The organism is Streptomyces flavusporus (assembly GCF_046267975.1).
In the GTDB taxonomy this organism is placed as follows: Bacteria; Actinomycetota; Actinomycetes; order Streptomycetales; family Streptomycetaceae; genus Streptomyces; species Streptomyces flavusporus.
The window spans coordinates 7,876,879-7,890,601 of sequence record NZ_CP176503.1 but is presented as its reverse complement, the minus strand read 5'-3'; the positions used below and the strand labels follow the sequence as shown (position 1 = coordinate 7,890,601).

The following is a 13,723-nucleotide window of genomic DNA, read 5'->3' as shown; positions in this document are numbered from 1 at the left end:
TTTCGGGAACGGTGCTGGATCGGGGGGCGATCGGGGATCAGGCGAGCTTGCCCATCAGGGCGAGGGAGTGCAGGAACCGCATCAGGGTCATCAGGACGTCCCGGCTGGAGGCCCGGCGGCGTACGTCGCACTCGATGATGGGGATGGCCTCGGGCAGGTCGAGTGCGGTCCGCAGGTCCTCGACGGGGTAACGGGGGGCGTCCGGGAAGGAGTTGACGGCCACCACGAACGGCACCCCGCGCTCCTCCAGCCGCCCCATGACGTCGAAGCTGACCTCCAGGCGCCGGGTGTCGACCAGGACGACGGCGCCGAGGGCGCCTTCGAACAGGCCGTTCCACAGGAACCAGAAGCGTTCCTGGCCGGGTGTGCCGAAGAGGTAGAGCACGAGTTGGTCCGTGATGCTGATGCGGCCGAAGTCCATCGCCACGGTGGTGGCGGTCTTGGACTCGGAGCCGTAGTTGTCGTCGACTCCGATGCCGGCCTGTGTCATGGTCTCCTCGGTGGTCAGCGGACGGATCTCGCTGACCGAGCCGACCATGGTCGTCTTGCCGACACCGAAGCCGCCCACGATCACGATCTTCACCGCGGCCTGGGCCGTGTGCGGCAGATGATCCTCGGTGCGTGGGCCCGGGATGGTGTCAGAGCTTTTGAAGTCCATGCATCACCGCTTCGAGGATGGAACGGTCGGGGAGCGCCTGGCGGACGATCGGGGCGCGGGCCCGCACCAGTTCGGCCGTCAGCAGCTCGGTGAGCAGGACGGTCACCACGCTGAACGGCAGATTGAGGTAGGCCGACAGCTCGGCCACGGACAGGGGGGCCGAACAGAGCCGGAGCAGCGCCGCCTGCTCGGGCGTGGCGGAAGGCGGGGGATCGGCGTTCGCCACGATTAACGTGACCAGGTCGAGCGGCACCCGGGACCCGTCCTCGCCGGTGATGGTGTACAGCCGCTCGGGGTTCTGGCCGTCACCCTGCTTGGCGGGCTGCGGCGCCGGATCCGGCAGGGGATGACGCCTCTGGCGTTGGGGAGGAGTCATACGGTGCGCCCGCTGCGTCGGGGCGGACTGGTCAGATGGGCGCCGATCCGCACGACGAGGTCGCGCATGTGCGCGCTCATGTAGGTGGGTTCGCACCGCACGTCGGCGAGCACCGCGAGGTAGGCGTTGGCGCCGGCGGCCATCAGGTAGAAGTAGCCGCCGTCGATCTCGACGACGACCAGCTTCATCTCGCCCTCGCTGCCCGGGATCTCCTGGGCGACGGCGCTCGTCAGGCTCTGCAGCCCGGCGCAGGCCGCGGCGACACGGTCGGCGGCGTCCGGGTCGCCGCCGTGCCGGGCGATGCGCAGACCGTCGGCGGAGAGCACCACGATCATCTCGATGCCCGGAACGCCGTCGTCCAGCTCCTTGAGCATCCAGTCGAAGTTCCCTCGCTGCTGGATCACTTGGGGTCCCCCTCGTCATCGGCCTCGGTACGGGCCGGGTCCTTGATCAGATGGGTGAATGCGGCAGGGTCGCGGGTGAACGCGGTGGGGTGGACGCCCGGGGGCAGGTCCTTCTTCAGGCCCTCCCAGAAGGCCTCGAACGCCAGCCCGGGTTCGCGCTCCTTGTGCTTCTTCCGCTCCGGATCAGGCGCCGGTTCGGGCCGGGGCTGCATCCAGCGCAGGGCTTCCTCGTCGCCCTCGCGTGCGGCCTTCTCGAGGGCCGCCTGCTCGGCGAGCCGCTGGTCCAGCGGGATCTTCATCCGGCTGCGCCGCTGCGGCAGGCCCTGGGCGGTCCACTCGGTGACCTCGGGGACCTCGTCCTCCATGGAGACCGTGGCGGGGATGCGCGGGCTGGTGGGGCGGCGCTTCTTGGGCGTGCGCTTGGGGCCTTCCACCGTGCCGGGCGTGGTCTGGGGCAACGCGGTGGCGCCGATGCCGTGGGCGAGGCCGACTCCGGGCTCGTCGGTCATCATCTCGCTGGGTACGACGAGGATGGCGCGGACCCCGCCGTACGCGGAGGCGCGCAGGGAGACCTGCATGTTGTGCGCCGAGCAGAGCCGGCCGACGACGGCGAGGCCCAGCCGCGGGGTGTCGCTGTCGCCGAGCTCCTGCAGGTCACCGCCGGCCTTGGCGCGCTCCAGCATGCCCTCGGCCCGCTTGCGGGCCTCCTCGCTGAGGCTGACGCCGGCGTCCTCGATCTCGATGCAGACGCCGGTCTGCACCTCGGTGGCGGTGACGTGCACCTTGGTGTTGGGCGGCGAGTAGCGGGTGGCGTTGTCCAGGAGTTCGGCGGCGGCGTGGATGACCGGCTCGACGGCGATGCCCTTGATGTTGACCTTGGCGATCGAGGCCAGGTTGATCCGGCGGTACTCCAGGATCCGGGACATGGCGCCGCGCAGCACGCTGTAGAGGGCGACGGGCCGGGGCCACTGGCGTCCGGGGCGGCCGCCGCCGAGGACCGAGACGGAGTCGGCGAGGCGGCCGATCAGCGCGTTGCCGTGGTCGATACGCAGCAGGTCGTCGAAGACCTCGGGGTTGCGGCCGTGGTCCTCCTCCATCTCCCTCAGTTCCTTGGCCTGCTGGTGGACGATGGCCTGGACGCGTCGGGCGACGGTGACGAAGGCGCGCTGGGCGGAGTCGCGCAGGGCTTCCTCGTGGTCCACGATCCGCAGCACGGTCGTGATCACCTGGAGCTCGGCCTCGGAGAGGGCCCGGAAGTCGGGGTTCTCCTGGCCGAGCTGGCGCAGCACCTCGTGGGGCGAGTTGCCGGAGCGCAGCCGGCGCAGCGCGGCCGGCAGATGCTCGTCGGCGAGCCGGGCGATGTGCTCGTCGTGGGCGGCGATGCGCCGCTCCAGATACGCCGTGTGCCGGGCGTGTTCGGCGCGCAGGTCCCGCAGCGCGCGGCTGCGGCGCACCGCCTCGGCCGCGGTCACGATCACCAGGAGCGTGGCGATGCCGCCGCACCAGCCGACCGCGATCCGGGCGGACTGCGTCACCAGGGCGACGGACGCCCCGGTCGCCGCGGCCATCAGTATGGCCGGCAGCAACAGCACGCGCGCGTAGGGAAGTTCACGGCGTACGGGTGGGGATTGAACACTCACCATGTGGGCCCTCTGAAACGAATCGGCTGGGTGTGGGGCGAGCTTGCAGGGGGGTATGTCATGAGAGATGTCGGGATCATCAGGATGTTTGGGAACAAGCGCACGAATACACCGCAACTCGGTGCGCCGCGGGCGAGCTTAGTCCGACCGGATCATCGCCGTGTCATATTCAGCAAGCACCTGAAACGGGGCGCACGACAGGAGTACCCTCGGCCGTTTACACGCTCGGATTGCGTTCGCACACGCTGCGTGACGACGTACAGGCATACGAAAACACCTCACCGTCACGGGTGAACGATCGGCCGGTCAGACCCCGGCGATACGCAGCGCGGCGTCGGCCGCGGCCTCGGCGAACACCGACACCGGCCGCTCCGGATCGGATCGGTGAACGAGGATGACGCCCTCGATCAGCCCGAACACGAGGTCCGTCCGCAGCTCCAGCTCACCCTTGGCGAGCGCCGCGCCGACACCGGTCGCGGCGAGCAACTGACGGTAGGTGTCCTTGAGTTCGGCGCGCACTGCATGGAAGCCGGCGAACCGCTCGGTGCGCACCTCGGGCATCAGGTAGAGCACGCCGAGGTTGTGCGGTCCGGCGCACAGCAGCTCGACGTCGGCGCGGCACAGCTCCCACAGCCGCCGCTCGGCGGCCACCGTGTCGTCCGCGAGCAGTTCCCGGGCGTACGCCAGGGAGGGCGTGACCGTGGACTCGAGCAGCTCGGCGAGCAGCTCCTCCTTGCCGGAGACGTAGTGGTACATGGACGCCTGCCGCATGCCCGCGCGCTCGGCGACGGCCCGGGTGGAGGTGGCGGCGTAGCCACGGGTGGTGAACAACTCCGCGGCGGCGGACAGGAGTTCCTCGCGCGGCGCCAGCCCGCTGTCCGGCCGCTGCGCGGCCCGCGGCCGGCCGACCCGGCGGCCCGGCTGTGCACCCGTCGTCCCCATGCGTTCGATCCTCGCACACGCCGCCGCAGGGCGATCTCCGTGAGGGCTCGGTAACCGAGCGGCAACGCCCGGGCAATCCCGGCGACCCGCCCCGTCCCTAATTTCTGTCGAGCGACAGAAACACAGGAACGATCCGTCGACAGACGAGCCGGAGGACCGCGATGGCGACAGCGACCACATACGGGGCCCGCGCCCACGCGCGCGCCCAGGAAGGCACTCGCACCGAGGCCATGCCCGTCGTCCCGGCCGCCAACTGGCCCGTGCCGCCCTGCGCGGCGGGCCATCTGGTGTGGGCCGAGACGGTGGCGGGCGGCAACTACACGCATCGGGTGCTGGCCCGCGGCACCGAGCTGCGCCTGACCGACCTGCGCGGCGACGCCTGCGCGCACGTCCTGCTGTTCGTCGCCGACCGCCCCTGGGAGCGGCTGAACGTCGCCGACACGGTCAAGGTCCAGTGGAACGCCTACCTCGGGGAAGGCCGGCTGCTGCTTTCCGACCAGGGCCGCGTCCTCGCCTCGGTGATCGCCGACACCTCCGGTCGGCACGACGCGCTGTGCGGCACCTCCACGCTCGTTCGCAACACCGAGAGGTACGGCGACGGCGCTCCGCAGTCGTCCTCCCCCGCCGGCCGTGAGCTGTTCAAGCTGGCCGCCGCCAAGAACGGCCTCGGGCCCCGCGATCTGCCGCCGTCCCTGTCGTTCTTCCAGGGCGTGGAGGTCCGCGACGACGGCACCCTCGACTTCACGGGCTCGGCCGGCCCCGCCGGCAGCGTCACGCTCCGCGCCGAGCAGGACGTCACCGTCCTGATCGCCAACGTCCCGCACCCGGCGGATCCCCGCCCGGAGTACGTCAGCACCCCGCTGGAGGTGCTCGCCTGGCGCGCCGCGCCGACCGGGCCCGGCGACGCCCTGTGGGACGCCACCCCGGAGGGCCGCCGCGCCTTCCTGAACACCGCCGAATTCCTCGCCGCCAGGGGGCTCGTATGAAGAGCGTGCAGACCGAGATCGTTCCGGCCCGCGCCGCCTGGTCCTCCGTGGTCCGCGCCGGGGAGACGCTCACCGTCACCGACCTGCACGGCAACCAGGCCGTCGACTTCCTCGTCTACGACGCCCACGACACGTCCGTGCGCTACAGCGCGCCCGACACGATCCACGCACAGGGCTCGATCTTCCTCACCACGGGCAGCGTGCTCCTGTCCAACGAGCACACGCCCCTGATGACCGTCGTCGCCGACGACGTCGGCCGGCACGACACGGTCGGCGGCGCCTGCTCCAAGGAGTCGAACACCCTCCGGTACGGCCACCACACCTGGGCGCAGCACGCCTGCGTGGACAACTTCCTCGCCGAGGGCGCCCGGCACGGCCTCGGCAAGCGCGACCTCGTGTCGAACATCAACTGGTACATGAACGTGCCGGTGGAGAAGGACGGCACGCTCGGCATCGTCGACGGCCTGTCGGCGCCGGGCCTGTCGCTCACCCTGCGCGCCGAGCGGGACGTGCTGGTCCTCGTCTCCAACTGCCCTCAGATCAACAACCCCTGCAACGGCTTCGACCCGACCCCGGTGGAGATGACGATCGGGGCCCCGGCATGACCTTCGACACCCTCCTGGTCGCCAACCGGGGCGAGATCGCCGTCCGCGTCATCCGCACCGCACGCGAACTCGGCCTGCGCACGGTCGCGGTGTACTCCGACCCCGACCGCCGCGCCCCGCACGTCCGGCTCGCCGACGAGGCGGTGCGCCTGGGCCCGGCGCCCGCGAAGGAGTCGTACCTGGACACCGACCTGGTGCTGAAGGCGGCCAAGGACACCGGCGCGGGCGCGATCCACCCCGGCTACGGCTTCCTGTCCGAGGACGCGGCCTTCGCGCGCCGCTGCGAGGACGCCGGGACAGTGTTCGTCGGCCCGACGCCGCGGCAGCTGGAGCTGTTCGGCGCCAAGCACACGGCGCGGGCGGCCGCCGAGGCGGCGGGCGTGCCGCTGACGCCGGGGACGGGACTGCTGACCTCGCTCGACGAGGCGCTGTACGAGGCATCGCGCATCGGATATCCCGTCATGCTCAAGGCCACCGGCGGAGGCGGCGGTATCGGTATGTCGGCCTGTCGATCAGCCGACGAGCTGACCGAGGCCTGGGAGCGCGTGCAGCGCGTCGCCGCCGCCTCCTTCTCCTCGGCCGGCGTGTTCCTGGAACGGCTCGTCGAACGCGCCCGCCATGTCGAGGTGCAGGTCTTCGGCGACGGCGAGGGCCGGGTCGTCACCTTCGGCGACCGCGACTGCTCCCTCCAGCGCCGCAACCAGAAGGTGGTCGAGGAGGCCCCGGCGCCCGGCCTTCCGGAGCATGTACGTACGCAACTCGCCTACTCCGCCCGGGACTTGTGCGTATCCGTCGGCTACCGCTCCGCCGGCACGGTCGAGTTCGTGTACGACACGGACCGCGAAGAGGCGTACTTCCTGGAGGTCAACACCCGCCTCCAGGTGGAGCACCCGGTCACCGAGGAGATCTACGGCGTCGACCTGGTCGCCTGGATGCTGCGCCTGGCACGCGGCGAGCGCGATGTCGTCCGCGACCCGGGCCCACCGCGCGGTCACGCCGTCGAGGCCCGCCTGTACGCCGAGGATCCCTCCCGTGACCACCGTCCGAGCGCGGGACTGCTGACGCGGGTCGTGCTCCCGCGGGGCGTGCGCGTGGACGGCTGGGTGGAGACGGGCACCGAGGTGACGACGGCGTACGACCCGATGCTGGCGAAGGTGATCGCGTACGGCCCGGACCGCGCGCACGCCCTGCGGCGCCTCGACGAGGCGCTGGCCGGCACCCGGGTGGACGGCATCGAGACCAACCTCGGCCTGGTCCGCGCGGCTCTCACCGACCCGGACTTCCGACGCGCCGCACACTCCACGGCGACCCTCGCGTCCGTCACCGATCCGACCCCCCGCATCGAGATCGTCTCCGGCGGTACCCTCACCGCCGTCCAGGACTGGCCGGGCCGCACCGGCTACTGGCAGGTCGGCGTGCCGCCGAGCGGCCCGATGGACGACCGCTCCTTCCGGCTCGGCAACCGGGCGCTGGGCAACCCGGAGGGCGCCCCCGGCCTCGAATGCACCCTCCAGGGCCCGTCCCTGCGCTTCACGCATCCCACGACCGTCTGCGTCACCGGCGCCCCGGCCCCGGTCACCGTCGACGGCACCCCGATCCCGCAGTGGGAGCCGGTGACGGTGCCCGCCGGGGCCGTACTGGAGATCGGGGCGCCGGTCGAGCACGGCCTGCGGACATACGTCCTCGTCGCCGGCGGCCTGGACGTCCCGCCGTTCCTGGACAGCGCGAGCACCTTCACCCTGGGCCGGTTCGGCGGGCACGGCGGCCGGGCGCTGCGCACCGGAGACGTACTGCACGGCGGAAGGACGGTGCAGGGCACACCCGTACCGCCCCCGGACCGCCCGGCGTTCGGTGCCGAGTGGCACATCGGTGCCGTCGAGGGCCCGCATGCCGCACCGGAGTTCTTCACCGAGGACGACATCCGCGACTTCTACGCCGCCGACTGGAAGGTCCACTTCAACTCGGCCCGCACCGGCGTACGCCTCGTCGGACCCAAGCCGCGCTGGGCGCGCACCGACGGCGGCGAGGCGGGCCTGCATCCCTCCAACATCCACGACACCCCGTACTCCGTCGGCGCCGTGGACTACACCGGCGACATGCCGGTGCTGCTCGGCCCCGACGGCCCGTCCCTCGGCGGGTTCGTGTGCCCGGCGACAGTCCACAGCACCGAGCGCTGGAAGCTGGGCCAGCTGCGCCCCGGCGACACGGTCCGCTTCACGCCCGTGACCGTCGGCGGATCGCCCCGCCCCGAGATCGTGGACGGCGGCATCCTGGCCCGGGACGGCGACGTGACGTACCTCCGCAGCGGCGACGACAACCTGCTGGTCGAGTTCGGCCCCATGCAGCTGGACCTGGCCCTGCGGATGCGCGTCCACGCGCTGATGGACGCGGTGGCCGAGGCGGACCCGGCCGGGATCACAGACCTCACCCCGGGCATCCGCTCCCTCCAGATCCAGGCCGACCCGAGCCGCCTGCCGCAGCCCGAACTCCTCGCCGCCGTACGGCAGCTGGTGGCGGCCCTTCCGCCCACCGACGAGCTCGTCGTCCCCTCCCGCACCGTCCATCTCCCCCTGTCGTGGGACGACCCGGCCACCCGCGAGGCGATCGCCCGCTACATGGCCGGCGTCCGCGACGACGCGCCCTGGTGCCCGTGGAACATCGAGTTCATCCGCCGCGTCAACGGCCTGGAGTCGGTGGACGACGTGTACCGCACGGTGTTCGACGCGGAGTACCTGGTGCTGGGCCTCGGCGACGTGTACCTGGGCGCCCCCGTGGCGACGCCCCTGGATCCACGCCACCGCCTGGTGACGACGAAGTACAACCCGGCCCGCACCTGGACCGCCGAGAACTCGGTCGGCATCGGCGGCGCCTACCTCTGTGTCTACGGCATGGAGGGCCCCGGCGGCTACCAGTTCGTGGGCCGTACGACCCAGGTGTGGTCGCCCTGGCAGCAGCGCGGGGCGTTCGAGCCGGGCTCGCCGTGGCTGCTGCGCTTCTTCGACCGCATCAGGTGGTACCCGGTGGACGCGGACGAACTCCTCGAGCTGCGCGCGGACATCACGTCCGGCCGCTTCGTGCCCCGCATCGAGGAGGGCACGTTCTCGCTCGCCGAGTACCAGGCCTTCCTGACCGAGAACGCCGAGTCCATCGCCGCGTTCCGGTCCCGGCAGCAGGCCGCCTTCGCGGCGGAGCGGGAGGCGTGGGAGGCGGCGGGCGAGTTCACCCGCGCTCAGGCCGCGTCCACCCCGGCGGCTGCGCCGGCCGAAGTGACCGTCCCGCCGGGCGGCCGCCTGATCGAGGCCGAATTCGCCGCGTCCGTCTGGCAGTTGCATGTGCGGCCGGGCGAGGAGGTGACGGCCGGCCAGCCGCTGCTCGCCCTGGAGGCCATGAAGATGGAGTCCCGTGTGCAGGCCCCGATGGACGGCGTGGTCACGGAGATCCTGGCCCGACCCGGCGACCAGGTGGAGGCGGGCACGGCACTGGTCGTCCTGGCTCCCCCGGCCGCGAGCTGAACACCCCGAGGAGCAAGATGTCCACCACCGTGTCCCGCGTCCGCTCCGCCTACGCACGCATCGAGGCCGTCGACCGCCCCGAGATCTGGATCGACCTGCGCCCGCAGGCGGAGGCCGAAGCGGAGGCGGAGGCCCTGGACACACGCATCTGCGCCGGCGAACGGCTCCCCCTCGCCGGACGCCTCCTCGCCGTCAAGGGCAACATCGACGTCGCCGGCCTGCCCACCACGGCGGGCTGCCCCGCGTACGCCTACCAGCCCGCGCAGGACGCGCCGGTCGTCGCCCGGCTGCGCGCGGCCGGCGCCATCGTCCTCGGCACCACGAACCTGGACCAGTTCGCGACGGGCCTGGTCGGCACGCGCTCCCCCTACGGCGCGGTACGAGGCGCCCACGACCCGGCCAGGATCAGCGGCGGCTCCAGCTCCGGCTCGGCCGTCGCGGTGGCCCTCGGCCTCGTCGACCTGGCCCTCGGCACCGACACGGCGGGCTCCGGCCGGGTCCCGGCCGCCTTCAACGGCATCGTCGGCCTGAAACCGACCCGCGGCCTGGTCCCGACGGCCGGCGTCGTCCCGGCCTGCGCCTCACTGGACTGCGTCACGGTCTTCGCCCGCACCCTCCCGGAGGCCGAGCAGGCGCTGACCTTCATGACGTCCCCACCGGCCCGCGAGCTCCCGCCCCTCCCCCAGCGCACCTCCGGCCCCTGGCGGGTCGCTGTCCCTTCCGACCTGGGCGACCTGGGCGACCTGGACGAAGGCTGGGCGCAGGCCTACGAGGCGGCGGTCGAGCAGCTCGCCACGGCGGGAGCGCAGCTCCGCACGATCGACCTCACGCCTTTCACCGAGGCCGCGGCCATGCTCTACGAGGGCGCGTTCGTGGCCGAGCGGTACACCGCCATGGGCGCCTTTGTCGACAAGTTGATGCCAGAAGGCGGCGAGGGCCTGGACCCCACCGTCACCGGCATCATCACCCGGGCCCGCGACATCCCGGCCCACCGGCTCTTCGCCGACCAGGCCCTCCTGGCGACCCTCCACGCCCGAGCCCTGGCCGAACTGGCCGACGCGGACGCCCTGCTCCTGCCCACCACGCCGGGCCACCCCACCCTCGCCGAGGTGGCCGCGAACCCCCTGGCCGCCAACGCCCGCCTGGGCCGCTTCACCAATTCCACCAACCTCTTCGACCTGGCCGCGGTGGCCGCCCCGGCGGGCGAGGTGAACGGCCTGCCCTTCGGCGTGATGCTGATCGGCCGGGCGTTCACGGACGAACGGCTGGCGAGGATCGCGGGACTGCTCCAGCCGGAGACCCGGCTGGCGGTGGTGGGAGCACACCTGACGGGCCAGCCGTTGAATCCCCAGCTGTTGTCTCTTGGCGCTCGCCTGGACCACACGACGACCACGGCCCCGGCGTACCGCCTCCACGCCCTGTCGACGACCCCACCCAAGCCGGGCCTGGTGTACGCGGGGAAGGGTGGAGCGGCGATCGAGACGGAGATCTGGCGCCTCCCCGCAGAGGGCCTCGGCCGCCTCCTGGCCACACTCCCCCGCCCGATGACCCTGGGCAGCGTCGAACTGGCAGACGGCACCCGAGGCCCCGGCTTCCTGTGCGAACCGGCCGCCCTCACGAACGCTGAGGACATCACGTCATACGGCAGCTGGCGCTCGTACCTAAATCGCCGAGCAGGACAACGCCCTTAGGGGCGCGGGGAACTGCGCGACCAGCCACAAACAACCCGCACCCGCCAACCAACCCTCACCCCACCGACGAGTAGGCCACAACCCCCCGCAGCAACCCATCCACCGCCTTACGCGCAGCCCTCCGCACGGAGGACCCCTCAGGCGCCGCCACCTGAATCTGCCCCAGCACATCAATCACCTGCTTACACCACCGCACGAAGTCCCCCGCCGGCATCTCCGCCTCCCGCAGCACCTCGTCGAGGCTCTTCCCGGACGCCCACATGTACGCGGCCCAGGCGAACCCGAGGTCCGGCTCGCGCTGCCCGACTCCCTCGGTCTGGTTGATCCGGAACTCCTCCTCGAGCGCATCCAGCCGCCCCCAGATCCGCACCGTCTCACCCAGCGCGGCCTTGGCCTTGCCCGACGGCAGCTTGGGTGCCATCGCGTCGTCACCGACGCGCGCCTCGTACACCAACGCCGAGACGCACGCGGCCAGTTCGGCGGGCTCGAGTCCCTCCCAGACGCCGGCCCGCAGGCACTCGCTCGCCAGCAGATCCAGCTCGCCGTAGAGCCGGGCCAGCCGCTTGCCGTGCTCGGTGACCTCGTCGTGGCGCAGATAGTCGAGCTCGGTCAGCAGCGCCACGATCCGGTCGAAGGTCCGCGCGATCGTGTTCGTACGTCCCTCGATCCGCCGCTCCAGCTGCGAGGTGTCCCGCAGCAGCCGGTGGTACCGCTCGGCCCACCGGGCATGGTCCTCGCGGTCGTTGCACCCATGGCAGGGGTGCGCCCGGATCGCCGTCCGCAGCCGGGCGATCTCCCGGTCGTCCGCGGCCTGGGACCGCTTCTTGCGGTGCCGCTCCGGCGGGATGTGCCCGGCCTTGGTGCGCAGCGCGGACGCGAGGTCCCGACGGGACTGCGGGGAACGCGGGTTGAACGACTTCGGGATCCGCATCCGCTCGAGCGCTTCCACCGGCACCGGGAAGTCGATCGACGCGAGCCGCTTGACCTGCCGCTCGGCGGTCAGCACGAGCGGGCGGGGCCCGTCGTGGTACTCCAGGCCGCGATGCCCGTTGGACCGCCCGGCCGACAGCCCCGGATCCAGCACCAGCGCCAGCCCCGCGTACTTGCCGGTCGGCACATGGATGACGTCACCCGGCTTCAGCTTCTCCAGCGCGACGGCGGCCTCGGCCCGCCGCTGTACCGCGCCTTGCCGGGCCAACTCGGTCTCGCGGTCCTTCAGTTCCCGCCGCAGTCGCGCGTACTCCTCGAAGTCGCCGAGGTGGCAGGTCATGGACTGCTTGTAGCCTTCGAGCCCTTCCTCGTTGCGCTGCACCTGCCGCGAGATCCCGACGACCGACTTGTCGGCCTGGAACTGCGCGAAGGAGGTCTCCAGCAGCTCACGCGAGCGATGCCGCCCGAACTGCTCGACGAGGTTGACCGCCATGTTGTACGACGGCTTGAAGCTGGACCGCAGCGGATATGTACGCGTCCCGGCCAGTCCTGCCAGGTGTTCGGGGCTCATCCCGCGCTGCCACAGCACCACGGCATGGCCCTCGACGTCGATGCCGCGCCGCCCCGCACGCCCCGTCAGCTGCGTGTACTCACCGGGGGTGATGTCGGCATGCTGCTCGCCGTTCCACTTGACGAGCTTCTCCAGCACCACCGAACGCGCGGGCATGTTGATGCCGAGCGCGAGGGTCTCGGTCGCGAAGACCGCCTTCACCAGGCCCCGTACGAACAGCTCCTCGACGACCTCCTTGAAGGTCGGCAGCATGCCCGCGTGGTGGGCGGCTATGCCGCGCTCCAGGCCCTCGAGCCACTCGTAGTACCCGAGCACGTGCAGGTCCTCGGCGGGGATGGACGCCGTGCGCTCCTCCACCAGCGCCCGCACCTGTTCCCGCGCCTCTTCGTCGTTCAGCCGCAGTCCCGCGTACAGGCACTGCTGGACGGCGGCCTCGCAGGCGGCCCGGCTGAAGATGAACGTGATCGCGGGCAGCAGCCCCTCGGCGTCCAGCCGCTCGATCACCTCGGGCCGGCTCGGCGTCCATACCCGCGACCGCTGCCGCCGCTCCCGCTCACGGTCGGCGTCGCGCATCGCGCGGCCCCGTCTGCGGTCCTGGTACGACGGCCGGCTCGCCTCCATACGGGCCATCCGCGTCAGGTCGGGGTTGACGGCCTTCTTCTGGCCCTCGCCCTCCTCGAACAGGTCGTACATCCGCCGCCCGGCGAGCACATGCTGGAACAGCGGCACGGGACGGTGCTCGGCGACGATCACCTCGGTGTCGCCGCGGACGGTGTCGAGCCAGTCGCCGAACTCTTCGGCGTTCGACACGGTCGCGGACAGTGACACCAACGTCACCGACTCGGGAAGGTGAATGATCACTTCTTCCCATACGGCGCCCCGGAACCGGTCGGAGAGGTAGTGCACCTCGTCCATGACCACGTAGCCGAGGCCGAGGAGGGTCTGCGAGCCGGCGTACAGCATGTTCCGCAGCACCTCGGTGGTCATCACGACCACCGGGGCGTCGGGGTTGATGCTGTTGTCGCCGGTGAGGAGGCCGACCATGCCGTCCCCGTAGCGGCGGCACAGGTCGGAGTACTTCTGGTTCGACAGCGCCTTGATGGGTGTCGTGTAGAAGCACTTCCGGCCCTGCATCAGGGCGAGGTGGACGGCGAACTCGCCGACGATCGTCTTCCCCGAGCCGGTGGGCGCGGCCACGAGCACGCCCTTCCCCGCCTCGAGTGCCTGGCAGGCCTCGATCTGGAAGGGGTCGAGGCCGAAGTCGTACATCTCGCGGAAGGACGCGAGCGCGGTGGCCTGCTCGGCGGCACGCTGACGCGCCGCCACGTACCGCTCGGCCGGTGAGAGGTCCTCTGTCATCGTGCTTTCGAGCGTACCGGGCGCCACTGACAACGGGACGATCATTATC

At 71.6% G+C, this 13,723-nt stretch carries 10 protein-coding genes; 4 read left to right on the top strand and 6 right to left on the bottom strand.

Features of this window, described 5'->3' with window-relative positions; translation table 11 throughout:
- Positions 1-37 precede the first annotated feature (37 nt).
- The 5 genes from ACKTSN_RS37135 to ACKTSN_RS37115 form a co-directional block, all read right to left on the bottom strand.
- Positions 38-658, bottom strand: a complete 621-nt coding sequence (locus tag ACKTSN_RS37135; RefSeq protein ID WP_409473103.1) for a GTP-binding protein — start codon at positions 656-658, stop codon at positions 38-40.
- Complete coding sequence (locus ACKTSN_RS37130; protein ID WP_224734438.1) at positions 639-1,034, bottom strand: DUF742 domain-containing protein; 396 nt, start codon at positions 1,032-1,034, stop codon at positions 639-641. Before ACKTSN_RS37130 ends, ACKTSN_RS37135 begins: the two co-directional genes overlap by 20 nt.
- Positions 1,031-1,438, bottom strand: coding sequence for a roadblock/LC7 domain-containing protein (locus ACKTSN_RS37125; RefSeq protein ID WP_409473102.1), 408 nt, complete (start codon positions 1,436-1,438; stop codon positions 1,031-1,033). Before ACKTSN_RS37125 ends, ACKTSN_RS37130 begins: the two co-directional genes overlap by 4 nt.
- Entirely contained in the window at positions 1,435-3,081 is a 1,647-nt protein-coding gene (locus ACKTSN_RS37120; RefSeq protein WP_409473101.1) for a sensor histidine kinase, read from the bottom strand. The genes ACKTSN_RS37125 and ACKTSN_RS37120 overlap by 4 nt, the downstream gene beginning before the upstream one ends.
- A 303-nt stretch (positions 3,082-3,384) precedes the next feature.
- Entirely contained in the window at positions 3,385-4,020 is a 636-nt protein-coding gene (locus ACKTSN_RS37115) for a TetR/AcrR family transcriptional regulator (RefSeq protein ID WP_409473100.1), read from the bottom strand.
- Between the two features lie 161 nt (positions 4,021-4,181).
- Between ACKTSN_RS37115 and ACKTSN_RS37110 the strand changes: the two genes are divergently transcribed.
- From ACKTSN_RS37110 to atzF, 4 genes are read left to right on the top strand one after another with little or no spacing between them, the layout of a single operon-like run.
- Positions 4,182-5,006, top strand: coding sequence for an urea amidolyase associated protein UAAP1 (locus ACKTSN_RS37110; protein WP_409473099.1), 825 nt, complete (start codon positions 4,182-4,184; stop codon positions 5,004-5,006).
- On the top strand, positions 5,003-5,611 hold the full coding sequence (locus ACKTSN_RS37105; protein ID WP_224734442.1) for an urea amidolyase associated protein UAAP2: 609 nt from the start codon (positions 5,003-5,005) through the stop codon (positions 5,609-5,611). Before ACKTSN_RS37110 ends, ACKTSN_RS37105 begins: the two co-directional genes overlap by 4 nt.
- On the top strand, positions 5,608-9,123 hold the full coding sequence (locus ACKTSN_RS37100) for a 5-oxoprolinase/urea amidolyase family protein (RefSeq protein ID WP_409473098.1): 3,516 nt from the start codon (positions 5,608-5,610) through the stop codon (positions 9,121-9,123). Before ACKTSN_RS37105 ends, ACKTSN_RS37100 begins: the two co-directional genes overlap by 4 nt.
- A 17-nt stretch (positions 9,124-9,140) precedes the next feature.
- Complete coding sequence (atzF, locus tag ACKTSN_RS37095; protein ID WP_409473097.1) at positions 9,141-10,814, top strand: allophanate hydrolase; 1,674 nt, start codon at positions 9,141-9,143, stop codon at positions 10,812-10,814.
- 55 nt (positions 10,815-10,869) lie between these two features.
- Here atzF and ACKTSN_RS37090 read toward each other — a convergent pair whose 3' ends face one another.
- On the bottom strand, positions 10,870-13,719 hold the full coding sequence (locus ACKTSN_RS37090) for a DEAD/DEAH box helicase (RefSeq protein WP_409473096.1): 2,850 nt from the start codon (positions 13,717-13,719) through the stop codon (positions 10,870-10,872).
- Positions 13,720-13,723: the final 4 nt, after the last annotated feature.